Source organism: Halorubrum sp. Eb13, from assembly GCF_002252895.1.
Classification (GTDB): Archaea; Halobacteriota; Halobacteria; order Halobacteriales; family Haloferacaceae; genus Halorubrum.
Window position 1 is genome coordinate 93,202 of the sequence record NZ_NHPE01000058.1, and the last position, 26,290, is coordinate 119,491.

Below are 26,290 nucleotides of genomic sequence, written 5' to 3' on the forward strand. Positions count from 1 at the left end.
CTCGCGGCCCGACGATTAAACCGTGGTGATCCGCGCCACCACAAAGCGTTTGACACGTCCGCCGAGAGTCCGCTCATGGCCCTCGGTCCCCTCGGCGTCGCCGGCGTCCCCGCGGTCGTCGACACGCTGATCGCCTGGCTCTCACTGATCGCGCTGTTCGCCCTCCCCGGACTCGTCGCCGCCGTCTGCTGGACCCCCTTCCTGCTCTCGGCGCGGTTCCGGGCGCTGTTCCGCACGCTCCCGCCGGCGGGGCGGCCGGTCCCCTCGTACGTCGGCGTCGCGCTCGCGCTCTCGGTCCCGTACCTCGCCGGCGTCGTCCTCACCGTCGCGCTCGTCGGCGAGGCCGGTCCCGGCTGGAGCGAGGGGTTCCTCGACACCGCGCTGTTCGGCGGGATCGTCGTCGGCTTCGTCGCCCCGGCGGTCGCCGCGGCCGGGCTCCCGCGGCTCGGCGTGGACTGGGACCCGACCGGGTACGGCCCCTCCACGTGGGCGCTCCTCGTCGCCGCCGGGCTGTGGTACGCGGTCGTCGCCGCGGTGCCGCTGGTCGCGCTCGCGGTCGGCATGGCGCTGCCGGGCGGGTACTGACGGCGCGTCCGTCGAAACCGTAAGATTTTGATGAGCCGTGGGACAGTACTTCGACATGTTCCCCGCACCCTTCCGACTGTTCTTCGTCGCCGTCCCCCTCCTCGTCGCCGTCGGCGCGCTGGCGATGGCCGCGTTTCCCCGCCGGATGACGAGCTGGCAGGCCAACGGTCCCGACGGGACGACGCGGATCGAGCCGAGCGAGACGCGGATTTTGCTGATGCGGATCATGGGCGTCGTCGTCGCCGGACTCGCGCTCCTCATGGTGGTCGCGAACTTCGCGTTCATCCCCTGAGACGCCGACCGCCGCCGTTCGCCCCCGCGAGCTCCGCCCTCGGGGACCCTCCGTCGAGACCGCTCCCGCGATCCGTGCCAACCGATGCCGACGCTCCGATACGGTTTTGGGTCGTCCCGCGGAATTCCCGACAAATGCTGTCTCGACAGTTCGTCCGGGAGAACCCAGAGGTCGTCCGCGAGGCGCTAGCCAACAAGGGCGTCGACGTGGACCTCGACCGGATACTCGACGTCGACGAGGAGTGGCGGGAGCTGAAACAGCGCGGGGACGACCTGCGCCACGAGCGCAACGAGGTCTCCTCGACGATCGGCGAGCTCAAACAGCGCGGCGAGGAGGAGGCGGCCCAAGAGGCGATAGAGCGCTCCCAGGAGCTGAAGGCCGAACTCCAGGACGTCGAGGAGCGCGCCGAAGAGCTGGAGACGGAACTGGAGGCGTCGCTGCTCGAACTCCCGCAGGTCCCGCAGGACTCCGTCCCCGTCGGCGCCGACGAGTCTGAGAACGTCGAGCGCCGCCGCGAGGGGTTCGACGACCTCCGGGAGCTCCCCGACGACGTGGAACCTCACTACGACCTCGGCGAGGAGCTGGAGATCCTCGACTTCGAGCGCGGCGCGAAGGTCGCCGGCGCCGGCTTCTACGTCGCGAAGGGCGACGGCGCCCGGCTGGAGCACGCGCTGATCCAGTTCATGCTGGACGTCCACCGCGAGCAGGGGTACGAGGACGTGTTCCCGCCGATTCCCGTCAATTCGGCGTCGATGCGCGGCACCGGACAGCTCCCGAAGTTCACCGAGGACGCCTACCGGGTCGAGGGGTCGAACGAGGAGGCGTACGACGACGACGACCTCTGGCTGCTCCCGACGGCGGAGGTGCCCGTCACGAACCTCCACCGCGACGAGATCCTGCTCGGTGAGGACCTCCCGCTGAAGTACCAGGCGTACACGCCGAACTTCCGGCAGGAGGCGGGCGAGCACGGCACCGAGACGCGCGGGATCGTCCGCGTCCACCAGTTCAACAAGGTGGAGATGGTGAACTTCGTCCGGCCCGAGGAGAGCGACGAGCGCTTCGACGGCCTCGTCGACGAGGCCGAGGAGGTGCTGCGCCGCCTCGAACTCCCCTACCGCATCTTGGAGATGTGCACCGGCGACCTCGGGTTCACGCAGGCGAAGAAGTACGACATCGAGGTGTGGGCGCCCGCCGACGACATGGACGAGGGCCCCGCCGAGGGCGGCCGCTGGCTGGAGGTCTCCTCGGTCTCCAACTTCGAGGACTTCCAGGCGCGCCGCGCCGGGATCCGCTACCGCGAGGAGCACCACGAGTCGGCGGAGCACCTCCACACGTTGAACGGCTCCGGGCTCGCGGTCCCGCGGATCGTTGTCGCCATCCTGGAGTACTACCAGAACGACGACGGCACCGTCACCGTCCCCGAGGCGCTCCGCCCGTACATGGGCGGCACCGAGGTCATCGAGGGCCACGACGCGGTCGGCGAGTCGAAGCTGGGCGGGGAGTAGGCGGCGCGTCGCGTCTCGGTCGCCGCGGAAGGGGCGCCGGGGCGGACTCAGCCTCGCTGTGGGGGGACGCCGAGCTCCCCGTTCCACGCGTAGTAGCCGATCGTGACGGCCGCCATCACGAACCCGGTCGCCACGCCGAGCGGAATACTCCCCTCGGCGACGTACGATACGGCGGCGAAGACCGCACAGAACGCCGCGACGTACACGGTCGACTGCCGGAGGGCCAGCGACCGGTCGAACGACTCGGGCAGCTGCATGGGCTGACGCTCGGCGCATCCGAGTATAGCTCTTTCCTCTCCGGACGGCGTGGTGACGACGGTTCCGGCGCGGTTCGCACGACCGCCCGAGCGACCCCGGTCGCCGGGCGGCTACTGGTTCTCTAAGGCGTCGAGGATGCACGCGGCGGCGACGACCGCCTCCTTCGGCACGTCGCTCGCGTCGTCGATGGTGACCGTGTAGGCGTCCCGCAGCGAGAACTTCCCTTCGATGTCGCCGACGTGGCCGCCGTCGGCGTCGAATATCTCGTACTTGTTCGGGACGAGGTTCGCGACCGAGATCAGATGCCGGAGCGCCGCCATCGGCTTGCTCTTCGACTTGATGGTCGCCAGCGCCTCCCCCGTCTCGGGGTCGCGGATCGTCCAGTTCTCGACGAACAGCGAGTAGTCCTCGTCGAGGACGACGACCTCCTCGCCGGTGCCGGAGTCGACGATCGCGTAGCTGCCGCCGATGTCGATGACGCCGCCCGCCTTCACCGAGAAGGCGTCGTCGCCGTCGCCGGTGACGAACGGGAACTCCTCTTTCAGCTTGAACATCTTCTGTTTCCCGCGTAAGACGACGTTTCCGGCCCCGTCGCGAACGGTGTACTTGTTCCGGATCGCCGACTGCTTCACCTCGTAGCGGTCGTCGCTGAGGTCGACGGTGGAGATGTCGTAGGCGTCCGAGTCGGAGGGGAACACGGAGTACTCGCTCATGGGCGGCAAGAGAGTCAGGCGTCGGAAAACGGTTCCGCTCGGTTCGCTCGGACGGAGCCGGTCGCCTGCGCCGTCCCGGCCGACCTGGCCCCATCCAGCCATGCGATCCGAACGCTCATCTAATACGGTTAAGAGTTCTTTTGAAGGACAAACACAACGACCTTCTCGTTTTTTCACACAAAATTATTACCGGATCGAATCTGTATGGCCAAATATGGAGCACCCGAACGTTCTCGTGTTCGTCGAATTCCCCGACCCCGACGTCCCGACGACGGGCTTCCTCAAGGGCTTCAAATATCCGGACGCCGAGGTGGTCGGCTTCTACCACCTCGACGACGGGGAATCGCCCGAGGAGGCGCGGGCCGAACGCGGGGACGAATTCACGTCGGAGCTCGAAGAGATAGCCGAGCGGTTCGAGCGGGAGGGCGTCCGCGCCGACCACGACCTCGTGTTCGGTCACGACCGAGTGGCGGCGCGACAACAGATCGTCGAGCGAGACGCCGTCGACGCGATCCTCCTCCCCGGAGCGGCGAACACGCTCGGGAAAGTGCTGATAGCGGCCCGCAGTCTGCCGAACGCGGAGCGGAAGGCCACGATGCTCGACATCGTCGCGGAGGACGAACTGCTGTCGGTCGATCTCGTCCACATCGCCGACCCCGACGACCCGGATGGCGAATCGGAGGGCCAGCGGATCCTGAAGCAAACGGCGTCGGCGCTCGCCGACGCCGGCGTTCCGGAGATGCGGATCAACCGGACCGTCCGGACGGGAACCGACGTGGCCTTCGAACTGAGTCAGGCGGCTCGGGGGTACGACCTCATCGTCTTGGGCGAAACGGAGCGCGACCTCGGCGACCGGATCTTCGGCCCCATCGGCGAGTACATCGTCGACGAGCGTGACGTTTCGGTGTTAATCCTCCGGTGATCGGCGTCGGCTTTCGGGCCGGTCGGCGGTCCCGGCTCGGTGCGTGGGTCCGGTCGAGGAGGACCCGGACGGACGCCAGAGATCGACGCGACACCGGTTCCCGGGGGGCGCTCAGGGAGTCAGACGGACGATCGAGAGCCACTCCACTTCGGCGGCGGCCGCGGCCTCGCTCGCGTCGCCGGCCGCCACCCGGTCCTCGTTGCCCGCCGCCGTCAGCGCGAACACCATCTCCTTGCGGACGCCGCCCGCGAGCCGCACGTCGAGCGAGAGCTCGCGGGGCGAGAACCGGTGGTCGGCGTCGACGACCCGCACGAGGTGCTCGGAGTGCGGCAGGTCCTCGACCGTCTCCACGTCGAGGTACGTCCGGAAGTCGGCGCCGAACTTGAAGCCGGTCTTCGGGACGGCGTCGGCCGCGCGGAGGCGCCTGTACACGGCGAGCCGGCGGTCGAACCGCTCGCCCTCGACGTCGCGGCCGCGGGCGACGACCGCGGCCGCGGGGCCGTCCGGCGCCGTCCCGTCCGCGGTGCCGCCGCCGGAGCTCGCTCCCGCCGCCCCCACCGACGCCGACAGCGACAGGACGCCGTCGGCGGCGAGCGACGCGGCCTCGACCAGGGAGAGCTGGAGCGCCCCCTCGACCGCCGCCGCGCGGCCGGTGAGCGGCTGGCCGTAGAAGCCGCGCTCGTAGAGGGGATCGGGGGCGTCCCAGACGACGACGCGGTCCGAGAGGAGGACCCCGTCGAGGCGCTCCGGGGGCTCGTAGTCGGTCGCGCCCTCGATCCGGCCCGCGGTCGCCGCGAAGTAGGTGATGTCGGACTCCTCGTCGACGACCGCGAGGGTGCGGCCGGCGAGCCCGGCGGCGGGCAGGGACTCGCGCTCGCCGACGACCTGCACCGGGTACTCCACGTTCCCCGTGTCGGGCGTCGAGCCGCGCTCGTAGGCGACGAAGTCGACCGCGTCGGGCACGGCCGCGGTCCCGCCGGGCCAGGGGTCCCGGGCGGGCGAGAGGTAGAAGCCGCGGTCGCGGAGGTCCGAGTAGACGAGGTAGCGCACCGCGAACCGGTCGGCGGCGGCCGCGCTCTCGACGAAGAACCGCTCGAATCCGACCGGGTCGGCGTCGGGGGCGAGGGCGACGCCGGAGAGGTCGCCGCGGAAGAGGAGGTGGGCCGCCTCGACGCGCGAGAGCGCGATCTCGTTCCCGTCGAGCGGCCGGCCGTACCCCCGGGAGTCGTAGAACCGCTGGCGGGCGTCGCCGGCGACCCGGACCGCGTCGCCGCGCAGGTGCCCTGTCGGTTGCATACCCGAAGGCGGGCCCGGACGAGGTAAGGGGGTTGCGGTCGGCGGACGGGTCGACGGCGGGGCGATCCGGTCGGCGACGGCGCTCGTCGCCACCGCCCGGACAAGGGTAAAGGGCGATCGGCGAGTACGGGACCCATGAACGACACCGCAGGCCTCCGGCTCACGGTGCGTGCCGCCGAGAAGCGGGACGCGGGCCGGGGGATAGCCAGGCTCCCCGAACCCGCCCGGAAGCGGCTCGGCCTCCTCAGCGGCGACACCGTCGAGATCCGCGGCGACCGCGTCGCGGTCGCGAAGGTGTGGCCCGGCGGCCCCGACGCGACGGACGGCTCAGTCCTCATCGACGCCGACACCCGCGCGAACGCCGGCGTGAAGGTCGGCGACGCCGTCACCGTCGCGCCAGTCACCGTCGAGGACGCCGACCGCGTCGCCCTCGCCGCGCCCGAGCGGCTCGCCGACGTCGACGTGAGCCGCGAGGTGGTCGAGCGCGCGCTCTCCCGCGACCTCCGCGACCGCCCCGTCACCGAGGGCGAGGCGGTCCACGTCGAGCGGCTCGGCGGGCTCCGGTTCGTCGTCGCCGAGACGAGCCCGGCCGGCACGGTGCGCGTGACGAACCGGACCGACGTCTCGGTGACGTACGGGGACGGCGAGGGCGACGGTCCCGCGCGCTCCGAGGGCCGCGACGGCGCTCGCGGCCGAACCGACGCCGACCGGGGCGACCGGAGTGACCCGGACCGCCGACAGACCGGCGGGTCGGTCGGCTCGGGCGGCGCGACGCCGGGCTCCCGGACGCCCCCCGCCGGCGGCGAGAGCGGCCCGCCCGCCGAGCACACCGCGGGCGCGACCTACGAGGACATCGGCGGGTTGGACGAGGAGCTGGAGCTGGTGCGCGAGACGATCGAGCTCCCCCTCTCCGAGCCCGAGGTGTTCACTCGGCTCGGCATCGACCCGCCGAAGGGCGTCCTGCTGCACGGCCCGCCCGGCACCGGAAAGACGCTGATCGCCCGCGCCGTCGCCAACGAGGTCGACGCCGAGTTCATCACCGTCGACGGGCCGGAGATCATGTCGAAGTACAAGGGCGAGTCGGAGGAGCGTCTCCGGGACGTGTTCGAGCGCGCGAGCGAGACCGCTCCCGCGATCATTTTCTTCGACGAGATCGACTCGATCGCGGGCAAGCGCGACGACGGCGGCGACGTGGAGAACCGCGTCGTCGGCCAGCTGCTCTCGCTGATGGACGGGCTCGACGCCCGCGGCGACGTGATCGTCATCGGGGCGACGAACCGGGTCGACACCCTCGATCCCGCGCTCCGACGCGGCGGCCGGTTCGACCGCGAGATCGAGATCGGCGTCCCCGGCGAGGCCGGCCGGCGACAGATCCTCGACGTCCACACGCGCCGGATGCCCCTCGCCGACGACGTTGAGTTAGACCAGATCGCGAGCCGGACGCACGGCTTCGTCGGCGCCGACATCGAGGGGCTCGCGCAGGAGGCGGCGATGACGGCGCTGCGCCGCGCCCGCGAGTCGGACGAGCGGGCGCTCGACGACGTGACCGTCTCGAAGGCCGACTTCGAGGCCGCTCACGCTAACGTCGAACCGAGCGCGATGCGGGAGTACGTCGCCGAGCAGCCGACCACCGACTTTACCGACGTCGGGGGGTTGCCGGAGGCCAAAGAGAAGTTAGAGCGCGCCGTCACGTGGCCGCTGACGTACGGCCCGCTGTTCGACGCCGCCGACGCCGACCCGCCGACGGGCGTCCTGCTGCACGGCCCCCCGGGCACCGGGAAGACGCTGCTCGCACGGGCGATCGCCGGCGAGAGCGGCGTCAACTTCATACAGGTCGCCGGCCCGGAGCTGCTCGACCGGTACGTCGGCGAGTCCGAGAAGGCGGTCCGCGACCTGTTCGACCGCGCCCGGCAGGCGGCCCCCGTGATCGTCTTCTTCGACGAGATCGACGCCATCGCGGCCGACCGCGACGGTGCCGGCGGGGACGGCTCCGGCGTCGGCGAGCGCGTCGTCTCCCAGCTCCTGACGGAGCTCGACCGCGCCAGCGACAACCCGAACCTCGTCGTGCTCGCGGCGACGAACCGGCGGAACGCGCTCGATCCGGCCCTGCTCAGGCCGGGGCGACTGGAGACCCACATCGAGGTGCCCGAGCCCGACCGCGAGGCGCGCCGGAAGATCCTCGACGTCCACACCCGCGAGAAGCCGCTCGTGGAGGGGGTCGACCTGGAGCACCTCGCCGACGAGACCGAGGGGTACTCGGGCGCCGAGATCGCCTCGCTGTGCCGCGAGGCCGCGCTGGTCGCCATCGAGCGCGTCGCCGACGAGCACGGCGCGGCCGCGAACGACCACGCCGACGAGGTCGGGATCACGAGCGACGACTTCGCGGCGGCGCTGGAGACGGTGCGGCCCGCGACGCCCTGAGCGATGAGCGCCGAGAGGGGCCCGGGGCGCTCGGACGGCGGCGGTCCGGCGAGCGACGGCGACTCCGCGCCCGAACCGCCCACTCTCCGCGAACTCCTCGCCAGCGTCCGCGCGGCGGTCCGGACGCAGCCCCCGCGGGACCTCTTCCTCCTCGCCGTCCCGTTGCCGGCGCTGCTCGTCGCCGTGAGCCTCACGCCGGGGACCGACGCCTGGCGGCTCTCGCTCGCGACCGGCGGCGTCTTCGAGAGCCGGTGGGCGCTCTGGACCGCGTTCGCGTCGAGCTTCGTCCACGCGAGCCCCGGGCACCTCCTCGACAACCTCGTCAACTACTGGCTGCTCGTCGCAGTCGCGTACCCCCTCTCGGTCGTCGCGGGGTGGCGCGGGCGGCTGCTCGGGATCGCCGCGGTCTACCTGGCGGTCGTCCCGCTCGCGTCCGCGTGGGCGACTATCGTCGCGCTCGGCGGCCTGACGAACGCCCCGACAGCCGGCTTCTCGGACCTGAACAGCGCGCTCCTCGGCTATGTGGTCGTCGTCTGGTTCGCCGCGCTGGCGACGGAGGCGACCGGCGACGAGAGCGACGGACCGACCGAGGCCGACGGCGACGGGTCCGCCGCCCCGGCGGTCGGCGTCGACGCCCGCTGGGCGGTCGTCGCCGCGCTCGGGTCGCTCGCGCTCGCGTACCTCGCCCCGAGCGGCGTCGGCTACTTCCCGTCCCTACCGGCCGTCGGGTCCCTGTTCGCGCTCTGCGCGGCCCTCGTCGCCGCCGGGCTCTACGTCGGCGTCGGCCGCCCGCGGGTGGTCGGGCTCGACCTGCCCCCCGAGCGGGAGCTGCTGTACGTCACCGGCGCGAGCGTCGCCGCCGCCGGGGTGATCGGGTCGCTGGTCATCGTCCCGTTCGGCAGCAACGTGTTCGCGCACCTCGCCGGCTACGCCGTCGGGGTGGCGGTCCCGCTCGTCGGCGTCGTCCTCGACGGGTGAGTCGCGCTCGCGCGCGGACGCCGACTACTCGTCGCCGTGGCCGTGCCCCGATCCCTCGCCGTGGCCGTGCCCCGATCCCTCGCCGCGCTCGCGACCGACGTCGTCGGGGGTCGCCTCGGCGACGGCGTCGGCGCCGAACTCGTCCACCGGCGTCACGCTGTAGTCGACGGTGAGCGTGTCCTTCGTCGCCCGGATCTTCCCGACGAACGCGGATATCTCGTCTAAGCGACCCTCCAGCACGAACAGCTCCATGCAGTAGCGAGAGCCGACGTGGTTGTGGAAGTTGGAGGCGACGAGCCCCTCGTGCTCGTGGCGGAGCCGCATCATCCGCTCTTCGACGCTCGTGGTCTCGTAGTCGAACAGGACCGTCACCACCGCCATCAGCTCCCTGTCCTCCAGCTTGGCGTCCTCGAACTCGCCGAGGAGGTTCCGCGAAGCCTCGCGAACGACCTCGCTGCGCCCCGTGTAGCCGTGTTCGTCCGCGAACCCGTCGATCCGATCGAGCAACTCCTCCGGCATCGAGACGCTGACGACAGTCATGTATTAACCCACGCCGCCGATGTTGTTAATCCTTGAGGTCGGCGTCGTCGTCCGGGGCCGCCCCCGCGACCGATTCCGGTCTCTCCCCCTGGGCCGATTCCGGTCTCGCCCGCTCTGTCGCTCTCGGGACGCCGACGCGCTCGGAGAGCCACTCGTAGTGGTCGAGGAGCGCACGCTCCCCCGCGTCGGTCAGGGCGTACACGTCGGCGATCCCCTCGGTGCGGCGGTCGAGGAAGCCCGACTCCACCAGCGAACGGAGCGTCGCGTAGAAGGAGCCGGGATCGATGCGTTCGTCGTAGTGGTTCTCCAACCGGTTCTTCAGCGACTGCGCCCGCAGCTCGCCGGCGTCGTACAGCAGCGCGCAGAGGTCGCGACGGCGACCGCTGTGGAACCACTTCGTCATGGGTCGGCTAGCGTGCGGCGACTCACGACCGTTTCGGTCGCGGGCGGACGGTTCCAGCGCGTTATACAGCTGGTAGCCATAGTAAACTGACCGTACACTCAAATACGCGGCTATATTAAGACATTCACATTTTCTAACAGCGATTCACTTATTATGTGCCACTATATTATGTGTATTAGTGTGTGTTCACGGAAATTACTTATGAGCGAATGCTGCCACCGTGACACACGATGAACCTCGACCGACTGATCTGTCGCCACCGATACGAACGCAAAGCGATAATCATCGATCCCGACGAGGTCGTGGAGGCGTGTGCGAAGTGCGGTACGGAACGCGTTCGACGGATCGCCGGCTCTTGAGGTCACGTCCGCTCGACCAGCTCGTCGAGCCGGTCGACGCGCCGGTCGCCGAGCACGCACCGCCCGCGGTCCGCGTGGCCGACCCGCTCGACGTGAACCGCGTCGAGTCCGGCGTTCCACGCCGCGCCCACGTCGCTCTCGCCGTCGCCGACGTAGTAGCCGCGGTCCCCTCGCGGGTCGACGCCGAGCTCGCGCATCGCCAGCTCGATCGGCGCGGGGTCCGGCTTCCACCCCGTCTCGTCGGTACAGCAGACCACCGCGTCGAACCGACCCTCCAAGTCGACCCTGTCGAGGACGGGCTCGGCGAGGAACCGCTGGCAGTGGGTGACGAGCCCGGTCGGTCCGCCCGCGTCGTCGACGCGGTCGAGCAGTCGAGCGGCGTCGTCGTGGAGGTACGTCGCCTCCGCGCGGGCCGTCGGGTCCTCGACCGCGTGGAACGCGGGCCAGAAGTCGCCCGGGTCGACGCCGAGCTCGCGGAGGGTGTCGCCGCGCGGCCCGCCCAACCCGTGCCAGAGGACGTGCGCCTCGCGGTCGGAGAAGCGCCGGCCGAGCCGGTCGCCGACCCGGTCGAACACCGCGCGGGTGTACGACCACTCCGCGTCGACGAGCGTGCCGTCGAGGTCGAACAGGTGGAAGTCGTAGTCGACGACGGCCATGGGCGCGTCAGTAGAACCCGGACCGATAAGTGCGTTGCGGGGCCGCGGGTGACGGTGCCGCGCCACGCCGGTCGCCCGCCGTCAGGCTCTCACTCTCCCCGCACGTGGATCGACGAGCCGAGGTACTTGCCGAGGGCGGCGTCGACCGAGTCGGCGTTGAACCGGGAGAGATCCGCGGCGACCTCGCGTTTCAGCGCCTCGAGGTACGCCTCGTCGGTCCGGAGCTCCCGGAAGGACGCCTCGGTGACCTCGACGCCGAGGCGGTCGCTCGCGAGGCCTCGGAACGAGGGGTCGTCCCCGATCTCGCCGCGCCAGAGCCGGTCGCGGAAGAACAGCCACCCGTCCGTGCCGGGCTCGCTCGCGGGTATCTCCATCGTCGCCTCGAACCGATCGGGGTCCACCGTCGCTCCGTCCGGGTCGAGCCGGAACGCGACGGCGAACACGTAGGCGGCGTCCATAGACGTCGATATCCGGGATCGGAAGGTAAAAGTACATATCCCTCGGTCGAATTTATCAGAACGTATGCTGGACCGTCTCCGCGGCCTCGGCGAGCGCGCCTACCGGCGCCACCTCCGCCGCGAGATCGAGGACGTGCCGGCTCACGTCGCGATCATCCAAGACGGGAACCGGCGGTACGCCCGCGAGCGCGGCGCCGACGCCCCCGACGGGCACCGCGCCGGCGCCGACACCACCGAGCGGGTGCTCGACTGGTGCGCCGACCTCGGCGTCGCGGAACTGACGCTGTACGCCTTCTCCACGGAGAACTTCGAGCGCCCCGACGAGGAGCTGGCGCCGCTGTTCGACCTGCTGGAGCGCAAGCTCCGGGAGTTCGCCGACGCCGACCGCGTCCACGAACAGGGGGTTCGGGTCCGCGCCATCGGCGACGTCGCCCAGCTCCCGCCGCGCGTCCGCGACGCGGTCGACTACGCCGAGCGCCGTACCGCCGACAACGACCGGTTCAGGTTGAACATCGCGTTGGCGTACGGCGGGCGAACGGAACTGCTCGACGCCGCGCGGACGATCGCCGCGGACGTCGACGCCGGGGCCCTCGACCCGGCCGACGTCGACGTCGAGACCGTCGAGGACCGACTGTACGACCGCCCGGTCCGCGACGTCGACCTCATCGTCAGAACCGGCGGCGACGAGCGCACCTCGAACTTCCTGCCGTGGCACGCGAACGGCAACGAGGCCGCCGTCTACTTCTGTGCGCCGTACTGGCCGGATTTCTCGCAGCGCGAGTTCCTCCGCGCTATCCGGACCTACCAGTCCCGCGAGGAGTCGTGGCAGCGCGCCCGCGCCGAGCGCGCCGTCGCGCTGGTCCGGGCGGTCGCCGAAGTGGAGATCGCCGAGGCCCGGGCCGTCGCCCGACGGCTTCGGGGGCGCGTCCCTCGGCTCGACGGCAACGAGCTCTCCGACGACGCCCTCGGAATCGCCGAGAGCGAGTCGGCCGGACCGGTCGACGGCGACCCCCAAGAGTCGAAGGGCGCGAACTAAGCCGTCCCCGGCGCGATCCCGCCCTCGTTCCGCGTCAGCAGGTACACCGCGAACGAGGAGAGCCAGTGCGAGCCCGCGTAGTCGTCGGTGAGCACGTCCGCGGCCCCCGCCTCGGCGTGCCGGCGCGCCGCCGCGTCCAGCGGCTCCCGCAGTCGGGTCGCCGCCGGCCCCTCCCGCCCCGAAAGCGCGTCGGCCAGTCCCGCGAGACACCACGCGCGGGAGACGTTGAGCCCGATCAGGTGCATCGCGGCGCCGTCGCCCTCGTCCGGTTCGACGTCGACGGGCGTCAGCAGCGCGTCGTGCGGCGCCCCCGTGAGGTCCGGGAGGAACCCGTCGAGCCACGCCGCGAACGGGTCGGGGGCGAGGACCCGGCGCATGAGGTCCGCCTCGGTCAAGGCGGGCGAGACGAAGTCCCACCCGACGGGCTCCGCGCCCACGACGCCGGCCGAATCGTCCGCGTACAGTCGGCTCGCCGTCGTCTCGGCCTCGCGTTCGAGCTCCGCGTCGCCGACGACCCGCGCGTAGTCGAGGACTCCGGCGAGCGCGAACGCCGTGTTGCCGTGGGTGCCGACGCGGTGCGGGCGGTCGACGCCGAGGAACGACTCCAGGGTCCCCCGGCGAACCCGGTCTTCGAGGGGGCGGAGGGTCTCGCGCCACGCGTCGGCGCGGGAGTCGTCCCACAGGCGCAACTCGGCGGCGAGCCGCAGCAGCCACGACCAGCCGTACGGCTCCTCGAAGCTCGGATTCGCGTCGAGGTACTCCACCTCGCCCGCGACGTGTTCGGGTGTCAGCCGCCCGTCGACGACGGTCGCGATCTCACCTTCGTCCGGGTGGTCCGAGGCGACCCGCAGCAGCCGGACGAGCGCCCAGTGGCTGTGGACCGCCGAGTGCCAGTCGAAGCAGCCGTAGAAGGCCGGGTGCTTCTCAGAGGGGCGCGGCGGCGCGTCCGGCCCCTCCACCGCTCCCTGGTAGTGCGGGTACTCGGTCTCGATTCCGTCCAGCGGGTGAGCGGTCAGCGCGCTCGCGACCGCGTCGTCGAGCGCGTCGGCCCGGCCGGCCCGGAGCGCGTCCGACGAGATCGTCTCGAATGCGTTCACGTCGGGAGGTCGGCGGGCCGCCTGTTCAATCGGTCGGTCGAATGCGAGAGAATAGCACCCTCTATCGGTCGGCCGAGCCCGGTCACGCCGGGTTCTTTCGGGTCAGGTCGCTCCCGCAGATCGGGCACCGCTCCTTGTTCTCGTCGAACGTGCGGTTGCAGCCGACGCACTGGAAGCGCCACTCGCGCTCCTCCGTGATCCCGTCTCTGGCGATGGGTTCGACGTCGAGGTCGAGCCGCTCGGCGACGTTCTGCATCGCGTAGTCGTCGGTGACCAGCGTCGCGCTCAGTTCGAGCGCGGTCGCGATCAGCCGCGTGTCGGTGTCGGACAGCTCCGCGTCGTCGCCCGAGCCGCGCGCGGCGCGCCGGACGTTGTCGATGACCTCCGGGGCCGGGACGTGGATCGTCATCCCCGACCCCTCCATCGCGTCGAAGCGGAGCGCCCCTTCGCCATTGAGCTCCTCGTGCACTTCGGGCACCGAGACGACGTCGTCGTCGGTGGTGTACTCGTGGATGAACGCCGAGGTGTCGAGGACCTCCATCAGCGGGCGACGACGATGTAGTCCTTCACCGCCTTCACGTTCCCGACCGGCACTTTCAGTCGGCCCATCTCGTCGACGTCGAACCCGGAGCGCTCGGGGCTGAGGTGCTCGTGCGGGCTGACGAGCAGGTCGTTCAGCTCCCCGGACTTCAGGTCCATCGTGATGTTGTACAGGTCGCCCAGTTCGGTCCCGTCCGAGCTCATCACCGCCTTCCCGGAGAGGTTCTCCGCGAGGATGTCTACCATGTCCTCACCGTCCGTGGCAACGGTATTAAACGCCACGGGGGCGTCCGACGGGCGACGGACGCTGACCGGCGGACATCGGGCGACGGCCATTGACCGGCGGACATCGATCGCCTGACACTGGACGGCGGTCGCCGGGCGGCGGACGCCGACGCGGGACGGGCCCGGATCGGGGCGAAACGGCCGGTCGCATTTTGAAAGGCTTAACTGACGCCCGGGCGGAATACCGGGTAACCGACCTTCTCGGGGCGATCACCTATGACCGACCACACAAACGCGGACACCCTTCGGACGCCGATCGTCGCCGTGTTGGGTCACGTCGACCACGGCAAGACGAGCCTGCTCGACACGATTCGCGGCTCCGCCGTCAGCGAGGGCGAGGCCGGCGCGATCACCCAACACATCGGGGCGACGGACATCCCGCTCGACACCATCTCCGGGATGGCGGGCGAGCTCATCGACCCGACCGACTTCGACCTCCCCGGTCTCCTGTTCATCGACACGCCGGGCCACCATTCCTTCTCGACGCTGCGCGCCCGCGGGGGCGCGCTCGCCGACATCGCGGTGCTCGTCGTCGACGTCAACGACGGCTTCCAGCCGCAGACGGAGGAGGCGATCGACATCCTCAGACGCACCGGCACTCCCTTCGTCGTCGCCGCCAACAAGGTGGACACGACGCCGGGGTGGAACCCGCAGGACGGCCAGCCGATCCAGAAGAGCCTGGAGGCGCAGTCGGAGCGCGCCGAGTCGATGCTCAACGAGAACCTCTACGAGATCATCGGCCAGCTCTCCGACGCCGGCTTCTCCGCGGACCTCTACTGGCGCGTGCAGGACTTCCAGAAGAACATCGGCGTCGTCCCCCTCTCGGCGATCACGGGCGAGGGGGTCCCCGACCTCCTCACGGTGCTGATGGGTCTCTCCCAGCGCTTCATGAAAGAGGAGATGGCGATCGACGTCTTTGGGGCCGGCGAGGGGACGGTCCTCGAAGTGAAAGACGAGCGCGGCTTCGGCGCCACCATCGACACGGTGGTGTACGACGGCGTCGTGCGCAACGGCGACCGGATCGTCGTCGGCGGGCAGGACGAGCCGATCGTCACCGAGATCCGCGCGCTGTTGCAGCCGCGGCCCTTAGAGGAGATCCGCACCGAGAAGCAGTTCGAGAAGGTGGCCGAGGTCGGCGCCGCGGCCGGGGTGAAGATCGCGGCGCCGGACCTCGACCGGGCGATGGCCGGCGCGCCGGTCCGGGTCGTCCGCGACCGACCGGAGGCGGAGGTCGTCGAGGAGGTGAAAGCCGAGCTCGCGGAGATCGAGGTAGAGACCGCCGAGGACGGCGTCGTCGTCAAGGCCGACACGCTCGGCTCGCTGGAGGCGATGGCGAACGCGCTCCGCGAGGCGGAGGTGCCAATCCTGCGCGCCGAGGTCGGCGACATCGCGCCCCGCGACATCGCCGTGGCCGAGACCGCGAACCAGGACGAGCACAAGGCGATCCTCGGCTTCAACGTCGACCTGCTGGCGAACGCCGAGACGGAGCTGGAGAACGCCGACGTGAAGCTGTTCACGAACGACGTCATCTACCAGCTGATCGAGGACTACGAGACGTTCGTCGAGGAGCGCCAGCGCGCCCAACAGGAGACGGTGCTGGACAAGGTCGTCCGGCCCGCGCGTTTCCGCATTCTCCCCGACCACACGTTCCGCCAGAACGACCCCGCGGTCGTCGGCGTCGAGGTCATTTCCGGCACGGTCCAGAACAACCGCAACGTCGGGATGTTCGAGGGCAACGAGTTCGATCGCGTCGGGCAGCTCTCCGGGATCCAGAAGCAGGGCGACGACGTCGACGAGGCGCGCGCCGGCGAGCGCGTCAGCATCGCTATCGACGGGCCCACGGTCGGGCGCGGAATCGAGGAGGGCGACACCCTCTGGACCGAGGTCCCCGAGAAGCACGCGAAGATCCTCGAACAGGAGCTGAAAGAGGAGATCACCGCCGACGAGCGCGAGGCGCTCTCGGCGTATCTCGACACGAAGCGGAAGCGGGACCCCTTCTGGGGCAAGTAGCGGTCACAGGGGATTTTTACCCGGACGCCGAAGGCCGACCGCATGCTCTCCCGCGAGAACGCCGTCATCCTCCTGTGTATGGCCGCCGGACTGGCGCTGGCCTACGGCGGCCGCGTCCTCACGGAACTGAGCGACACCGTCCTGATCGGAGCGCTGTTGACGGTCGGAGTCGTCGTCCCGCAACTGCTCAACGGCTACTTCGACGCCAGCGAGGAGGCGTGAGACGTCTCTGCGTGTCTTCTCCGAGCGGCCCGCGGCGGGTCGGCGCCCTCAGAGCGACTCGCCGCAGCTCGGACACTCGAGACCGCGGTCGCCCGCGACCGGCTCGACGCTGATACGGCAGGTCTCACACCACCGACGCCCCCGGGTCTCTTCGGTCGGCACGTCGTGTGTCATACGTTGTCACTACTCACGGCCGGGTTATAATCGTTACCGCCGCCCCGGTGCGCCGTGACGGCAGCGAGGCCCGGAGTCACCGCGGTAACGTCCAGTTCACGTCGACGCCGCGGTCGGGGAACCGGGGCGTGGAGACGACCTCGAACGTCCGGTCCGCCGCGCCCTCGGTCGTCGGCGCCGCGGCCATGAGCCACGCCACGTCGGCACGCGAGACGGTTCCCCACAGCCTCGCCCCCGGCTCGGCCGTCGTGACGAGCCCCGTCCGCCGGCCGTTCGTTAGGATTCCGGGGCGGAGGACCGTGTGTCGGATCGGCGCGTCGCGGAGCGCGGCCTCCGCCTCGCCCTTGGCCTCCTGTAACGGACCGATGAACGCGTCGAAGGCGGACGCGAGCGGGCTCGACGGCTCGGGGCCGACGCCGATCGCCGACTCCATCACGAGCGCGTCGACGCCGGCGTCGACCGCCGCCTCCACCAGCGCTCGGTTCCCGGCCCCGTCGACGAACGGCGGGCCGCTCCGGACGGTCGAGCTGGTGCTCCCGACGGCGCTGATGACGGCGTCGACCCCCTCGACGGCCGCGGCCAGGTCGGACGGGTCGAGGAGGTCGTCCACCGCGACCTCGTCCGCGCCGGCCGCCCGGAGGTCGGCGGTGGCGCCCGCGGACCGCGTGAGCGCGCGAACGGTGTCCACTCGCCGTCCGACTCGCCGCAGCACCTCTCGGCCCGTTCCCCCGGTGGCGCCCGCGACGAGGACCGCGTCGATGTCGGTCGGATCCATGTCTCACGTTCGAAGCGGAGCGCAAAGAACGCCCGGGTCGGACCGGTTCCGCCCGCGCCGCGCGGCCGCGTCTTCGCTGAGGCGTTGTCAGAAAAAGCCGCTCGCGTCCGCGGGTCGGAGCCGGGGTCCGACGCCGTCGGTTCGCCGCTTTTATACTCCGTTTCGGTCCCGACGCCGATCGGGACGGGCCTGAGTGCGAAACTACTCGTCGTCCGCCAGCATCTGCCGGATCTCCTCCAGCTTGAAGTAGGACGCCAGTCCGAGTATCGTGACGGGCCAGAAGCCGACGAACTGGCCGCGCTGCTTGTCGCCGCGCACGTAGTAGAAGTACAGTGCGAGTGCGACCGAGCCGACCGATGCCAGCACCGCGGGAGTGAGACCGTCGGTACCGATTCCTTCCGCGGCTTCGACCGCCGTGTCCTCAGTTGAGTCGCTCACAGATTCAGTAGGGTGCGTACATGTAAATCAGTTCCCGTCAGCGAGAACGAACGACCCGGATTCGGCGGCTCTGTCGTCGCGCTCTCGCCGCGGACGCCTTAGTCGGAGCGCTCGCGCTCCGACCTGCGGACGGCGAGGAAGATGAGCACCGAGAGCGCGATCATGACGACTGCGAACAGTCGATCGTTCCCGTCGTCGCGTTCGTCGTCTGTCGCGGGCATGATGACGACCTTTGGACGCTCGCGCACATACGTCTTCGTTCCCCGAAGCGCGCCGCAGCCGCGATCGGTCGGCCGTCGCGACCCGTACCGAACCGGAGACCGGTCCCCGCGCGCGGACCGGTCGCTCCTCGAATCGTGGCAAACGATTACACGTTTACGCCCCCACGTTGGGGTATGGACGATATCGACCCGGACGCACTGATGATCGCCGTCGGCGTCGCGCTCAGCCTGATCGCCGTGATAGAGCTTTACCCGGCCTGGAAGCGATCCAGGCAGGAGTGACCGCTCCGGCCCGTCCGGTGTCAGTCCCGCGACGGCTCGGTGGAGCCGGCGGTCGTCGCGTGTCTCACCAGCCGGGTGGCCGTCGCCTTCCACCGCACCGACACGTCGTCGCCCTCGGTGAGCGCCAGCCGGGACGCGCTCTCGGCGGTGACCAGCACGTGGAACGCCGTGCCCTCGACCGCGACGCGAACCGTGCAGACCGTCTCGCCCGCGTCGATGTCGACGACCGTCCCTCGGAGCCGGTTCCGCGCGCTCGTCGCGTCCGGGTCGATGTCGGCGTCCCCCGAGTGCATCGTCACCGCGTCGGCGCCGACTCTGACCTGCACCGCGTCGCCGACGGTCGCGTTATCGTGGAGCCCCCGAAGCGTGCCGACCGCGGTGTCGACGTCGGCCAGTTCGCCGTCGACGCTCGCGACCGTCCCGTCGAGCACCGTCTCGGGCACGCTCGCGGTCGCGGCGAGCACGGCCTGCAGTCGGTCGTAGCGGTCGAGCAGCTCGCGCCCGGCGTCGGTGAGCCGGCTGCCGCCGCCCCCCGAGCCGCCGCGCCGGCGCTCGACCAACCGGCCGAACGCCTCCTCTAGGCGCTCTATCCGCGAGAGCGCTCGGGCCCGCGAACGCCCCAGCTCCGCGGCCGCGCCCGCGACCGAGCCCGCCTCGTGGACCGCCCGGAGGAGCGCGGCGTCCCGCCCGTCGAACTCGGCGTCGCCCTCGATGAGCGCCGCGCTGCCGCGGCCCGCGCCGGCGGCGCTCCCTTCGGCGGCGCCCTCGTCGCCGCTTTCGTCCATGTCGACACCGTCGTCCCGGGGGGTGTTGGCGCTTTCCCTCCCGGTACGCCGGCGTCCCCGACGGCGACGTAACCGGTTCCAGTCGTCTTCCCCTCCGATTCCGACCGATCTCGGGGCGCGATCGGACACCGGCTCGGCTTCACCGGCGCACCTCGATCGCTCCGTGCGGGAGCGAGTAACCGATCGCGGTTATCCGCGTGCAGAAATTATATTACCTATCAGTCCATCGGTGTGTCTATGTCGATACATCGAAGACGGTTCGTCGCCGCGCTCGGCGCAGGGGCTGTCGCGAGCACCGCCGGCTGTGCGCAGTTGGGGGGGAGCCAAGAGCAGACCGGCGGCGGGGCCGCCGTGGCCGGCGAGGCCCTGACGCTCACGACCACGACGAGCACCTACGACACGGGGCTCCTCGACGCGATCCACGGCGACTTCGAGGAGATGTACGGCGTGACCGTCGACGCGGTCGCGCAGGGGACGGGCGCGGCCCTCGAGTCGGCCCGGAACGGCGACTCCGACGTTGTGATGGTCCACGCCCGCGGGCTCGAAGACGAGTTCCTGCGGAACGGGTACGGGATCAACCGCCGGGACCTGATGTTCAACGACTTCGTGATCGTCGGTCCCGAGAGCGACCCGGCCGGGATCCAGGGGATGTCCTCGGCGACCGAGGCGCTCACGGCGATCGCCGAGGCGGGGGCCCCGTTCGTCTCCCGCGGTGACAACTCCGGCACGCACACCAAGGAGCTGAACCTCTGGGAGGCCGCGGGGACCGACCCCGGCGGCGACTGGTACCAGGAGATCGGCGCCGGGATGGGCGAGGCGCTCAACAACGCCAACCAGCAGGGCGCGTACACGCTCTCCGACCGCGGCACGTTCATCTCGCAGCGCTCGGAGATCGACCTGACGATCCTCGTGCAGGGGCCGATCGAGGACGGCCCGGAGATCCTCGCGAACCCCTACGGGATCATGGCCGTCAACCCCGGCGTCCACGACAACGCCAACTACGACCTCGCGATGGCGTACATCGGCTGGATCACCAGCCCCGGGGCCCAAGAGGCGATCGCCGACTACCAGATGAACGGAGAGCAGCTGTTCTTCCCCAGGGCGGTCTCCGAGAGCCCTGACTTCCAGCAGTACGTTCCGGAAGGTTGGAGTGGGAACTCCACCGACGGGTGAGCGTGCCGCTCGAATCAGTCGCACCGCTGCTGCCGACCGTTCTCGGGAGCCCGGTTACCGCTGACCTCCCGGCCCTCCTCGGGGGACCAGTCGCCGCTGACCTCCCGGCCCTCCTCGACCTTCCGTTCAGGGACGGGTACGTCTGGAGCATCATCTACGTCTCCCTGTACGTGAGCCTCACGGCGGTGGCGCTGAGCACGCTGTTCAGCATCCCGATCGCGGTCGTGATGGGATTCACCGACTTCCCGGGCAAGCAGTTCGCGAAGTCCGTGATCAACACCGGGATGGGGTTCCCGAGCGTCGTCGTCGGCCTCCTCGTGCTGTTCGCCGTCTCGAACCAGGGACCGCTCGGCGCGCTCGATCTGGTCTTCACGAAGCAGGCGATGATCATGTCGCAGTTCGTACTCGCGACGCCGCCGATCACGGCGATCAGCCTCGCGGCGATCTCCGGCGTCGATCAGAACGTCCGCGACGCCGCCCGCGTGCTCGGCGGCACGCGCGTCGACGTGGCGCTCGTCGTCCTCAAGGAGGCCCGGTACGGTATCGCCACCGCGATCCTCGCGGGATTCGGCCGCGCTATCAGCGAGGTCGGCTCCGTGCTCATCGTCGGCGGCAACATCACCGGCGCGGACGGGATATCGAAGACGCGGACGCTGACGACCGCCATCCAGCTCGAGGCCAGACAGGGGCAGTACGAGACCGCGATGATACTCGGCGCCGTCCTCGTCGCGCTCGTGTTGACGGTCAACGCCGTCGTGATCCGGCTCGGCGATCAGGGGGTGCACCGCTGATGCTCCGGCTCCGGAACGTCTCCCGCTCGTACGGCGACGGGCCGGTGTTCCGCGATCTCTCGCTGACCGTCGACTCCGGGGAGGTGGTCGCGGTGATCGGTCCGTCCGGCGTCGGCAAGACGACCCTGCTCCGGACGCTCGCGCTCTCGCTCGAACCCGACGACGGCGCCGTCGCGCTCGACGGCACCGACGTGTGGACCGCCGAGGAGTCGGAGCGGCTCGCACTGCGCCGGCGGGTCGGGATGGTGTTCCAGGAGGCGAGCCTCTTCGACGCGCCCGTCGCGCGCAACGTCGAGTACGGCCTGCGGATCCGCCGCCCGTGGGCGGACCGGCTTCAGGCCCAGCTCCGCTCGCTCGTCGGGCTGCACGAGCCCGCCGACGCCGTCGGCGACGCGCTCGACGTGGTGGGGCTCTCCGAGAAGGCGACCCAGCGGGCGGACTCGCTCTCCGGCGGCGAGGCGCAGCGGGTGTCGTTCGCCCGGGCGCTGGCGTACGACCCCGACGTCCTCCTCCTCGACGAGCCCACCTCCGACCTCGACCCGCGGAACACCGCCGTCATCGAGGACGCGATGGCGAAGGCCCGCGACCGCGGGATCGGCGTCGTCGTGGCGACGCACGACATGCATCAGGCGGAGCGCGTCGCGGACCGAGTCGCGGTGCTGCTCGACGACGGTGTCACCGAGGTCGGCCCGACCGAGCGGATCTTCGAAGACCCGTCGGACGAGCGCACCCGGAAGTTCATCTCCGGGGAGCTGGTGTACTGACGCGCATCGAGGAGTAGGTGTAGTACGTCGCGAGGAGAGTCGTTTACAGGTCGGAGCGTGGTGTTGCTGTCGACTGTTTATAAATGGTCGGCGTTGCTGCGGTGAACACTTCCAAAGCCCCAACCGGTGAGGCGGACGCACGCTCGCTACGGTCCTCAGTCGCTCGTTTCACTCGCTCCTTGCGGTCCTTGCATCGTCATCAGAACGCTTCGCGTTCTGATTGGCTCACGAGAGCGGAGCTCTCGTGAACGCCTCCGTCCGCCTCACCGGCTGCCCTTTTGAGTCCCACCTATACCGCACAGCACCTCACACTTCCCCAGCCTCGCGGTTCGCGCTCTGCGAGCGCTCACCGCGTCCAGCGAGAATCGGAGATTCTCTGGCAGTCGGGCTTCGCCCGACGACCTCGCACCGTCGGCTCGCGGCCTGTCGGCCGCTCACCGGGGCGCGCCGCCGCCTCCGTCATTTATAAAATAATCTTCGCCATCATTCACGGCTATTTAAATACTGGATCGCCGTCGCCTCAGCTGTCGAAGTCGAGCTCGACCGCCTCGCCGGCCTCGGGGTCGCCCGGATCGACCACGTCGTCGCCGGCGGCGAAGCCGGCGTGGAGGTGCCCGTACGTGCGGTCGACCGCCTCCACGATAACCTTCGTCTCGCCGGTCACGGGCATGAAGTTCGTGTCGCCGTTCCACCGCGGGACGACGTGAGTGTGGAGGTGGTCGATCGACCCCCCGGCGGCGGCCCCGCCGAGGTTCTGGCCCGTGTTCACGCCGTCGGGGTCGACGTCGTGGCGCAACGCCGTCAGCGTCGCCGACTTCAGCCGTGCGTGGTCGAGGAGGGTCGTGTCGTCGAGGTCGGTCGGATCCTCGACGTGCTCGTCCGGGATCACCATCGCGTGGCCCGGGTTGTACGGGGCGTTGTTCAAGAGGACGTAGTTGCGCTCGCTCTCGGCGACGATCCGCGCCTCGCGGGCGTCCTCGCGGTCCGGCAGGACGCAGAACGGGCAGCCGTCGATCGGGTCCGACTCGCGCTCGACCCACTCGATCCGCCACGGGGCGTAGATCCGGTCCATCAGTCGTCGAAGCCGTGGATCCCGGCCGTCGTCACCTCGACGCCGTCCTCGGTGATCAGCAGGGTGTGCTCCGCCTGGCTCACCAAGGCGTCGTCGGCCTCCTTCAGGACGGGGTACCCCTTGACCGCGCCCGCCTGCTTGAGCCGCCGCAACGCCATCTCGACGCGGTCGCCCTCCAGCCACCGCGCCGCGAACGGGAGGTCGTCGAACGCCTCGATCTCCTCTAAGGCCTGCCGCGCGCGGCGGTCGCGCACGCTCGCCGAGCCCTGTCGCTCGAAGATCTCCTCGTCGGTCCCCTCGCCGACCTTCCCGCGGCCGTCGGTGGCGAACGGCTCGATCGCGACCGCCTGCCCCGGCTCTAGCTCGACGGAGCGGTCGACCCCCCGGTTCGGCACCGTCGGCCCCGTGTGGGCGTCGTAGCGCTCGACGCCGTGGCCGGAGAGGTTCAGGACGGGGGTGTAGCCGTACCCCCGGATCACGTCCTCGATCGCCGCGCCGACGACGCCGACCTCGACGCCCGGACCGGCCTCGTCGACCGCGGCCTCCAGCGCCATCTCGGCGGCCTCGACGAGCTCCGGGTTCCCGGAGTGGTCCACGGTCACCGCGGCGTCGGCGATGTAGCCGTCGACGTGGACGCCGACGTCGAGACACACCATCTCCTCGCCGAACTCCGTGTCGTCGTCCCGGCTCGGGGTGGCGTGCGACGCCTCGGGATCGACGCTGATGTTGACGGGGAACGCGAGCCCGGCTCCCTGCTCGCGGACGAAGTCCTCCGTCCACTCGGCGACCTCCAAGTGCGACCGCCCCGGCTCGACCATCTCGCGGGCCTCGTTCGTCGCCTCGACCAACACCGCGCCGGCCTCCCGGTAGCTCTCGACCGCGTCCTCGTCCAGGGATCCGTGACTCATGACCGTCGGTTCGACCAGCGACCGCAAAGAGGTTGCGGAGGGACGGCGACGGCGCTAGTCGCGCACGTCCGTCGCGGCGGAGCTTCCGCCGTCCGCCCCGGCGACCGTCCCGCCGTCGGCGTCGGCCGCGGCGGTGTCCTCGGTGTCGGCCGCGGCGGTGTCGTCGCCGTCTGGCTCGGCCGCAGTCCCGCCGTCGGCGTCGGCCGCGGGGAGCCGCATCCGCACCACCGTCCCCGTCGGGTCCCGCGTCTCGATGTCGAGCTCGCCGCCCGACTCCGTGACGATCCAGTGGACGAGCCAGAGTCCCAGGCCGCTCGCGTGCTCCAGCGCCGTCTCGCGCGCCTCCGAGAAGACCGCCCGCTCGACCGGCGGGATCCCCGGGCCGTCGTCGGCGACTTCGATCCGGTACCCGCCGTCGGCGGCCGCGACCGCGACGTCGACGGTCGGGCGATCGCGGTCGTTGTGGACCACGGCGTTCTCCAGCACGTTCCGGACGGCGGACTCGAGGAGTTCGTCGGCGTGCGCGACGGCGGCGTCGGGAGTCGAGACCCGCACCGTCGCGTCCGGGAACGACGATTCGAGCGACTCGGAGAGCCGCTCGACCAGCCGCGCGAGGTCGATCCGCGTCTGTCCGGCCTCGTTGTGGAGCGCCACGTCGATCTCGCGGGCCTGGTCGCTGAGGTGCGTCAGCGTCTCCACCTTCCGGTCGATGATGTCCAAGTAGTCGCCGCCGTCCTCGTCGACGTGGTCGCGCAGGAGGTCGGCGTAGCCGCCGATCACGTTCGTGTCGTTCTTCAGGTCGTGTCTGAGCACGCGGTTGAGGACCTGCAGGCGTTGCTCGTACCGACGGCTCTCCGTCACGTCCGTCGCGGTGATCACGACCTCCTCGGTGTCGTCGAACAGGCGCTCGACGGTCGTCTCGAACCGGCGCCAGTTCCCGTCGGCGTGGGCGATGCGGTGGTCGAGCGGCTGCGGCTCGTCGGTCTCGAACGCCCGCTCGAACGCGCGCTGCGACTCCAACTCGTCGTCGGGGTGGACGAGGTCGACGATCGGTCGCCCCTCGACCTCGGCGGGCGAGTGGCCGAGCAGCCGCTCTATCGACGGGCTCACGTAGCGGGCGAGACCGTCGGTCCCGCAGACGGCCACGACGTTCGGCGACTTCTCGATGAGGGTCCGATACCGGCGCTGGAGAGTCTCCCGCTCGGTGACGTCCCGGAAGAGGAGGACGGTGCCGCCGACCCCGTCACGCGGCGGCGCTCCGGCGTCAGCGCCGTCGATCGCGTGGGCGTCCACGGTCAGGAACCGGTGACTCTCCCCGTCGGTGAGGGTCACCCGGAACTCGCCCTCGCGCGACGACTCGGTCCGGGCGCCCCGCATCGCCTCGACGACGCCCGGGGCGGAGTCGAACGCCTCCACGACGTCTCGTCCGACCGCGACGGACGGGAACAGTCCCCTCGCCGGCTCGTTGACGTCGACGATACGGCCGGTCGCGTCCACGACGACGACCCCGTCGGCGAGGTTCGCGAAGACGGTATCGCGGGCGATCGGCGAGAGGTCGAGGAGACGGTGTCTGAACACGATCCAGCCGATCACCCCGGACGTGGCGGCGAACGTCACCGGCGTCAGGTCGACGAACGTCGGCCCGACCGCGCCCCAGACGCCGAGGACGCCGGCGACCGTCGGTGCGACGCCGGCGACGAGCAGCAGCGCCGCCTGCCGGCGGAACACGCCCTCTCGGGTGAGCGCCGCGTACCCGAGGACGGCGAAGGTGACCAGGTTCACGGCGTACGAGTAGGCCACGAACGCGAGGAGCTCCGGCGTGGGGGCGTACTCCACGACGAGGTAGCCGCCGACGTCGGCGAGCGACGGGTCGCGGTAGAACAGCGCCTCGGGACCGATCAGGAGGGCGCCGGAGACCACGGCCGCGGGAACGAGACAGAGCAGGGCGAACCGGCGCGGCCGGAGCCACGACGTTCGGTCGACGTACGCGAGCACGAACGCGGGCCAAGCGACCGCGAGGGTCCCGGTCCCGACCCAGACGAACCGGTTCCAGAAGAGGGTCGCGTCGAGCGCGGTCGCCGACAGTTGGGCCGCGTACGCCAGCGACCAGACCCCGCTCCCGAGCGCGACGCCGACGAACGCGCGGACGAGCGCGCGCTCCCCTCGCCCCCGACTCCTCGCGGCGTACGCGGCGAAGGAGAAGGAGGCGAGCGCCGCCACGAGCAACGGGGCCGTGTACGGCGTCGGTTGCCACACCATCGATATCGTTAGCATGACAGTAGCGGATAAAAGTGGACCGGACCGAACGCCCTAAGACGCCGCCGAAACGAC

Annotated in this window: 31 protein-coding genes; 13 read left to right on the top strand and 18 right to left on the bottom strand. The window is 70.6% G+C overall.

Features of this window, described 5'->3' with window-relative positions; translation table 11 throughout:
* Positions 1 to 75: 75 nt before the first annotated feature.
* The 3 genes from DJ75_RS06380 to serS all read left to right on the top strand — a co-directional run bounded on the left by DJ75_RS06380 (position 76) and on the right by serS (position 2,382).
* Positions 76 to 585: a hypothetical protein gene (locus DJ75_RS06380; protein ID WP_094523604.1), complete on the top strand. Its 510-nt coding sequence runs from the start codon at positions 76 to 78 to the stop codon at positions 583 to 585.
* A gap of 55 nt (positions 586 to 640) precedes the next feature.
* Positions 641 to 877 (top strand): hypothetical protein, encoded by a 237-nt coding sequence (locus tag DJ75_RS06385; RefSeq protein ID WP_094523606.1) that lies wholly within the window; start codon positions 641 to 643, stop codon positions 875 to 877.
* Between the two features lie 134 nt (positions 878 to 1,011).
* Complete coding sequence (gene serS / locus DJ75_RS06390; protein WP_094523608.1) at positions 1,012 to 2,382, top strand: serine--tRNA ligase; 1,371 nt, start codon at positions 1,012 to 1,014, stop codon at positions 2,380 to 2,382.
* A gap of 47 nt (positions 2,383 to 2,429) precedes the next feature.
* On the opposite strand, the gene DJ75_RS06395 is transcribed toward serS, so the two are convergent.
* A complete protein-coding gene (locus tag DJ75_RS06395; RefSeq protein ID WP_094523610.1) occupies positions 2,430 to 2,639 on the bottom strand; it encodes a hypothetical protein in 210 nt (69 codons plus the stop codon).
* A gap of 111 nt (positions 2,640 to 2,750) precedes the next feature.
* Positions 2,751 to 3,353 (bottom strand): LURP-one-related/scramblase family protein, encoded by a 603-nt coding sequence (locus DJ75_RS06400; protein WP_094523612.1) that lies wholly within the window; start codon positions 3,351 to 3,353, stop codon positions 2,751 to 2,753.
* Positions 3,354 to 3,567: 214 nt separating this feature from the next.
* On the opposite strand from DJ75_RS06400, the gene DJ75_RS06405 reads away from it, so the two are divergent.
* Positions 3,568 to 4,275 (top strand): universal stress protein, encoded by a 708-nt coding sequence (locus tag DJ75_RS06405; protein WP_094523614.1) that lies wholly within the window; start codon positions 3,568 to 3,570, stop codon positions 4,273 to 4,275.
* A 111-nt stretch (positions 4,276 to 4,386) separates the two neighbouring features.
* Here DJ75_RS06405 and endA read toward each other — a convergent pair whose 3' ends face one another.
* Positions 4,387 to 5,571 (bottom strand): tRNA-intron lyase, encoded by a 1,185-nt coding sequence (gene endA, locus DJ75_RS06410; protein WP_094523616.1) that lies wholly within the window; start codon positions 5,569 to 5,571, stop codon positions 4,387 to 4,389.
* Positions 5,572 to 5,706: 135 nt separating this feature from the next.
* Between endA and DJ75_RS06415 the strand changes: the two genes are divergently transcribed.
* Together DJ75_RS06415 and DJ75_RS06420 are read left to right on the top strand one after the other, a co-directional pair.
* On the top strand, positions 5,707 to 7,992 hold the full coding sequence (locus tag DJ75_RS06415; RefSeq protein ID WP_094523618.1) for an AAA family ATPase: 2,286 nt from the start codon (positions 5,707 to 5,709) through the stop codon (positions 7,990 to 7,992).
* Between the two features lie 3 nt (positions 7,993 to 7,995).
* Positions 7,996 to 8,970 carry a rhomboid family intramembrane serine protease gene (locus tag DJ75_RS06420; protein ID WP_094523620.1) on the top strand — a complete coding sequence of 325 codons (975 nt, stop codon included), beginning with the start codon at positions 7,996 to 7,998 and terminating at the stop codon, positions 8,968 to 8,970.
* Positions 8,971 to 8,994: 24 nt separating this feature from the next.
* Here DJ75_RS06420 and DJ75_RS06425 read toward each other — a convergent pair whose 3' ends face one another.
* Together DJ75_RS06425 and DJ75_RS06430 are read right to left on the bottom strand one after the other, a co-directional pair.
* The gene (locus tag DJ75_RS06425; protein WP_241881415.1) at positions 8,995 to 9,510 is read right to left on the bottom strand and encodes a CopG family ribbon-helix-helix protein; all 516 of its coding nucleotides are present in this window, start codon (positions 9,508 to 9,510) and stop codon (positions 8,995 to 8,997) included.
* 25 nt (positions 9,511 to 9,535) lie between these two features.
* On the bottom strand, positions 9,536 to 9,913 hold the full coding sequence (locus DJ75_RS06430) for a PadR family transcriptional regulator (RefSeq protein WP_241881414.1): 378 nt from the start codon (positions 9,911 to 9,913) through the stop codon (positions 9,536 to 9,538).
* Positions 9,914 to 10,143: 230 nt separating this feature from the next.
* Here DJ75_RS06430 and DJ75_RS19010 point away from each other — a divergent pair, with 230 nt between their 5' ends.
* Positions 10,144 to 10,272 (top strand): hypothetical protein, encoded by a 129-nt coding sequence (locus DJ75_RS19010; RefSeq protein ID WP_254921890.1) that lies wholly within the window; start codon positions 10,144 to 10,146, stop codon positions 10,270 to 10,272.
* Between the two features lie 2 nt (positions 10,273 to 10,274).
* Here the strand turns inward: DJ75_RS19010 and DJ75_RS06435 are convergent, their stop codons facing one another.
* On the bottom strand, positions 10,275 to 10,928 hold the full coding sequence (locus DJ75_RS06435; protein WP_094523622.1) for an HAD family hydrolase: 654 nt from the start codon (positions 10,926 to 10,928) through the stop codon (positions 10,275 to 10,277).
* 89 nt (positions 10,929 to 11,017) lie between these two features.
* Positions 11,018 to 11,386 (bottom strand): LWR-salt protein, encoded by a 369-nt coding sequence (gene lwrS / locus DJ75_RS06440; RefSeq protein ID WP_094523624.1) that lies wholly within the window; start codon positions 11,384 to 11,386, stop codon positions 11,018 to 11,020.
* A gap of 64 nt (positions 11,387 to 11,450) precedes the next feature.
* Here lwrS and uppS point away from each other — a divergent pair, with 64 nt between their 5' ends.
* Entirely contained in the window at positions 11,451 to 12,422 is a 972-nt protein-coding gene (gene uppS, locus DJ75_RS06445; protein WP_094523626.1) for a polyprenyl diphosphate synthase, read from the top strand.
* Here uppS and DJ75_RS06450 read toward each other — a convergent pair.
* The 3 genes from DJ75_RS06450 to DJ75_RS06460 all read right to left on the bottom strand — a co-directional run bounded on the left by DJ75_RS06450 (position 12,419) and on the right by DJ75_RS06460 (position 14,305).
* A complete protein-coding gene (locus DJ75_RS06450) occupies positions 12,419 to 13,519 on the bottom strand; it encodes a DUF2891 domain-containing protein (protein WP_094523628.1) in 1,101 nt (366 codons plus the stop codon). The two genes, uppS and DJ75_RS06450, sit on opposite strands and share 4 nt — an antisense overlap.
* 82 nt (positions 13,520 to 13,601) lie before the next feature.
* Entirely contained in the window at positions 13,602 to 14,060 is a 459-nt protein-coding gene (locus tag DJ75_RS06455) for an NOB1 family endonuclease (protein WP_094523630.1), read from the bottom strand.
* Entirely contained in the window at positions 14,060 to 14,305 is a 246-nt protein-coding gene (locus tag DJ75_RS06460; RefSeq protein ID WP_094523632.1) for a PRC-barrel domain-containing protein, read from the bottom strand. The genes DJ75_RS06455 and DJ75_RS06460 overlap by 1 nt, the downstream gene beginning before the upstream one ends.
* A 255-nt stretch (positions 14,306 to 14,560) precedes the next feature.
* On the opposite strand from DJ75_RS06460, the gene infB reads away from it, so the two are divergent.
* Both infB and DJ75_RS06470 read left to right on the top strand, forming a co-directional pair.
* The gene (infB, locus tag DJ75_RS06465) at positions 14,561 to 16,354 is read left to right on the top strand and encodes a translation initiation factor IF-2 (RefSeq protein WP_094523634.1); all 1,794 of its coding nucleotides are present in this window, start codon (positions 14,561 to 14,563) and stop codon (positions 16,352 to 16,354) included.
* 42 nt (positions 16,355 to 16,396) lie between these two features.
* Positions 16,397 to 16,576, top strand: coding sequence for a hypothetical protein (locus tag DJ75_RS06470; protein WP_094523636.1), 180 nt, complete (start codon positions 16,397 to 16,399; stop codon positions 16,574 to 16,576).
* A gap of 48 nt (positions 16,577 to 16,624) precedes the next feature.
* Here DJ75_RS06470 and DJ75_RS19015 read toward each other — a convergent pair whose 3' ends face one another.
* The 5 genes from DJ75_RS19015 to DJ75_RS06485 form a co-directional block, all read right to left on the bottom strand.
* A complete protein-coding gene (locus DJ75_RS19015; protein WP_254921645.1) occupies positions 16,625 to 16,750 on the bottom strand; it encodes a hypothetical protein in 126 nt (41 codons plus the stop codon).
* A 76-nt stretch (positions 16,751 to 16,826) separates the two neighbouring features.
* Entirely contained in the window at positions 16,827 to 17,525 is a 699-nt protein-coding gene (locus DJ75_RS06475) for an NAD(P)H-binding protein (protein WP_094523638.1), read from the bottom strand.
* Positions 17,526 to 17,726: 201 nt separating this feature from the next.
* Complete coding sequence (locus DJ75_RS06480; RefSeq protein ID WP_094523640.1) at positions 17,727 to 17,963, bottom strand: hypothetical protein; 237 nt, start codon at positions 17,961 to 17,963, stop codon at positions 17,727 to 17,729.
* Positions 17,964 to 18,061: 98 nt separating this feature from the next.
* Positions 18,062 to 18,184, bottom strand: a complete 123-nt coding sequence (locus tag DJ75_RS19020) for a hypothetical protein (RefSeq protein WP_254921646.1) — start codon at positions 18,182 to 18,184, stop codon at positions 18,062 to 18,064.
* Between the two features lie 302 nt (positions 18,185 to 18,486).
* Complete coding sequence (locus DJ75_RS06485) at positions 18,487 to 19,251, bottom strand: TOBE domain-containing protein (protein ID WP_094523642.1); 765 nt, start codon at positions 19,249 to 19,251, stop codon at positions 18,487 to 18,489.
* 237 nt (positions 19,252 to 19,488) lie between these two features.
* Between DJ75_RS06485 and DJ75_RS06490 the strand changes: the two genes are divergently transcribed.
* From DJ75_RS06490 to DJ75_RS06500, 3 genes are all read left to right on the top strand, one after another.
* Positions 19,489 to 20,424, top strand: a complete 936-nt coding sequence (locus DJ75_RS06490) for a substrate-binding domain-containing protein (RefSeq protein ID WP_094523643.1) — start codon at positions 19,489 to 19,491, stop codon at positions 20,422 to 20,424.
* Between the two features lie 149 nt (positions 20,425 to 20,573).
* Positions 20,574 to 21,215, top strand: coding sequence for an ABC transporter permease (locus DJ75_RS06495; protein WP_394338186.1), 642 nt, complete (start codon positions 20,574 to 20,576; stop codon positions 21,213 to 21,215).
* On the top strand, positions 21,215 to 21,979 hold the full coding sequence (locus DJ75_RS06500) for an amino acid ABC transporter ATP-binding protein (protein WP_094523645.1): 765 nt from the start codon (positions 21,215 to 21,217) through the stop codon (positions 21,977 to 21,979). The genes DJ75_RS06495 and DJ75_RS06500 overlap by 1 nt, the downstream gene beginning before the upstream one ends.
* Before the next feature lie 520 nt (positions 21,980 to 22,499).
* Here the strand turns inward: DJ75_RS06500 and DJ75_RS06505 are convergent.
* From DJ75_RS06505 to DJ75_RS06515, 3 genes are read right to left on the bottom strand one after another with little or no spacing between them, the layout of a single operon-like run.
* Positions 22,500 to 23,051: an HIT family protein gene (locus tag DJ75_RS06505; RefSeq protein ID WP_094523647.1), complete on the bottom strand. Its 552-nt coding sequence runs from the start codon at positions 23,049 to 23,051 to the stop codon at positions 22,500 to 22,502.
* Positions 23,051 to 23,959, bottom strand: a complete 909-nt coding sequence (gene map, locus DJ75_RS06510; protein WP_094523649.1) for a type II methionyl aminopeptidase — start codon at positions 23,957 to 23,959, stop codon at positions 23,051 to 23,053. Before map ends, DJ75_RS06505 begins: the two co-directional genes overlap by 1 nt.
* Positions 23,960 to 24,013: 54 nt before the next feature.
* A complete protein-coding gene (locus DJ75_RS06515; RefSeq protein WP_094523651.1) occupies positions 24,014 to 26,218 on the bottom strand; it encodes a histidine kinase N-terminal 7TM domain-containing protein in 2,205 nt (734 codons plus the stop codon).
* Positions 26,219 to 26,290 lie beyond the last annotated feature (72 nt).

Excerpts from the sequence above, each read along its gene's own strand:
- DJ75_RS06380 (WP_094523604.1), top strand. The coding sequence starts at position 76 with ATGGCCCTCGGTCCCCTCGGCGTCGCCGGCGTCCCCGCGGTCGTCGAC.
- DJ75_RS06385 (WP_094523606.1), top strand. The coding sequence starts at position 641 with ATGTTCCCCGCACCCTTCCGACTGTTCTTCGTCGCCGTCCCCCTCCTC.
- serS (WP_094523608.1), top strand. The coding sequence starts at position 1,012 with ATGCTGTCTCGACAGTTCGTCCGGGAGAACCCAGAGGTCGTCCGCGAG.
- DJ75_RS06395 (WP_094523610.1), bottom strand. The coding sequence starts at position 2,639 with ATGCAGCTGCCCGAGTCGTTCGACCGGTCGCTGGCCCTCCGGCAGTCG.
- DJ75_RS06400 (WP_094523612.1), bottom strand. The coding sequence starts at position 3,353 with ATGAGCGAGTACTCCGTGTTCCCCTCCGACTCGGACGCCTACGACATC.
- DJ75_RS06405 (WP_094523614.1), top strand. The coding sequence starts at position 3,568 with ATGGAGCACCCGAACGTTCTCGTGTTCGTCGAATTCCCCGACCCCGAC.
- endA (WP_094523616.1), bottom strand. The coding sequence starts at position 5,571 with ATGCAACCGACAGGGCACCTGCGCGGCGACGCGGTCCGGGTCGCCGGC.
- DJ75_RS06415 (WP_094523618.1), top strand. The coding sequence starts at position 5,707 with ATGAACGACACCGCAGGCCTCCGGCTCACGGTGCGTGCCGCCGAGAAG.
- DJ75_RS06420 (WP_094523620.1), top strand. The coding sequence starts at position 7,996 with ATGAGCGCCGAGAGGGGCCCGGGGCGCTCGGACGGCGGCGGTCCGGCG.
- DJ75_RS06425 (WP_241881415.1), bottom strand. The coding sequence starts at position 9,510 with ATGACTGTCGTCAGCGTCTCGATGCCGGAGGAGTTGCTCGATCGGATC.
- DJ75_RS06430 (WP_241881414.1), bottom strand. The coding sequence starts at position 9,913 with ATGACGAAGTGGTTCCACAGCGGTCGCCGTCGCGACCTCTGCGCGCTG.
- DJ75_RS19010 (WP_254921890.1), top strand. The coding sequence starts at position 10,144 with ATGAACCTCGACCGACTGATCTGTCGCCACCGATACGAACGCAAAGCG.
- DJ75_RS06435 (WP_094523622.1), bottom strand. The coding sequence starts at position 10,928 with ATGGCCGTCGTCGACTACGACTTCCACCTGTTCGACCTCGACGGCACG.
- lwrS (WP_094523624.1), bottom strand. The coding sequence starts at position 11,386 with ATGGACGCCGCCTACGTGTTCGCCGTCGCGTTCCGGCTCGACCCGGAC.
- uppS (WP_094523626.1), top strand. The coding sequence starts at position 11,451 with ATGCTGGACCGTCTCCGCGGCCTCGGCGAGCGCGCCTACCGGCGCCAC.
- DJ75_RS06455 (WP_094523630.1), bottom strand. The coding sequence starts at position 14,060 with ATGGAGGTCCTCGACACCTCGGCGTTCATCCACGAGTACACCACCGAC.
- DJ75_RS06460 (WP_094523632.1), bottom strand. The coding sequence starts at position 14,305 with ATGGTAGACATCCTCGCGGAGAACCTCTCCGGGAAGGCGGTGATGAGC.
- infB (WP_094523634.1), top strand. The coding sequence starts at position 14,561 with ATGACCGACCACACAAACGCGGACACCCTTCGGACGCCGATCGTCGCC.
- DJ75_RS06470 (WP_094523636.1), top strand. The coding sequence starts at position 16,397 with ATGCTCTCCCGCGAGAACGCCGTCATCCTCCTGTGTATGGCCGCCGGA.
- DJ75_RS19015 (WP_254921645.1), bottom strand. The coding sequence starts at position 16,750 with ATGACACACGACGTGCCGACCGAAGAGACCCGGGGGCGTCGGTGGTGT.
- DJ75_RS06475 (WP_094523638.1), bottom strand. The coding sequence starts at position 17,525 with ATGGATCCGACCGACATCGACGCGGTCCTCGTCGCGGGCGCCACCGGG.
- DJ75_RS19020 (WP_254921646.1), bottom strand. The coding sequence starts at position 18,184 with ATGCCCGCGACAGACGACGAACGCGACGACGGGAACGATCGACTGTTC.
- DJ75_RS06485 (WP_094523642.1), bottom strand. The coding sequence starts at position 19,251 with ATGGACGAAAGCGGCGACGAGGGCGCCGCCGAAGGGAGCGCCGCCGGC.
- DJ75_RS06490 (WP_094523643.1), top strand. The coding sequence starts at position 19,489 with ATGTCGATACATCGAAGACGGTTCGTCGCCGCGCTCGGCGCAGGGGCT.
- DJ75_RS06500 (WP_094523645.1), top strand. The coding sequence starts at position 21,215 with ATGCTCCGGCTCCGGAACGTCTCCCGCTCGTACGGCGACGGGCCGGTG.
- DJ75_RS06505 (WP_094523647.1), bottom strand. The coding sequence starts at position 23,051 with ATGGACCGGATCTACGCCCCGTGGCGGATCGAGTGGGTCGAGCGCGAG.
- map (WP_094523649.1), bottom strand. The coding sequence starts at position 23,959 with ATGAGTCACGGATCCCTGGACGAGGACGCGGTCGAGAGCTACCGGGAG.
- DJ75_RS06515 (WP_094523651.1), bottom strand. The coding sequence starts at position 26,218 with ATGGTGTGGCAACCGACGCCGTACACGGCCCCGTTGCTCGTGGCGGCG.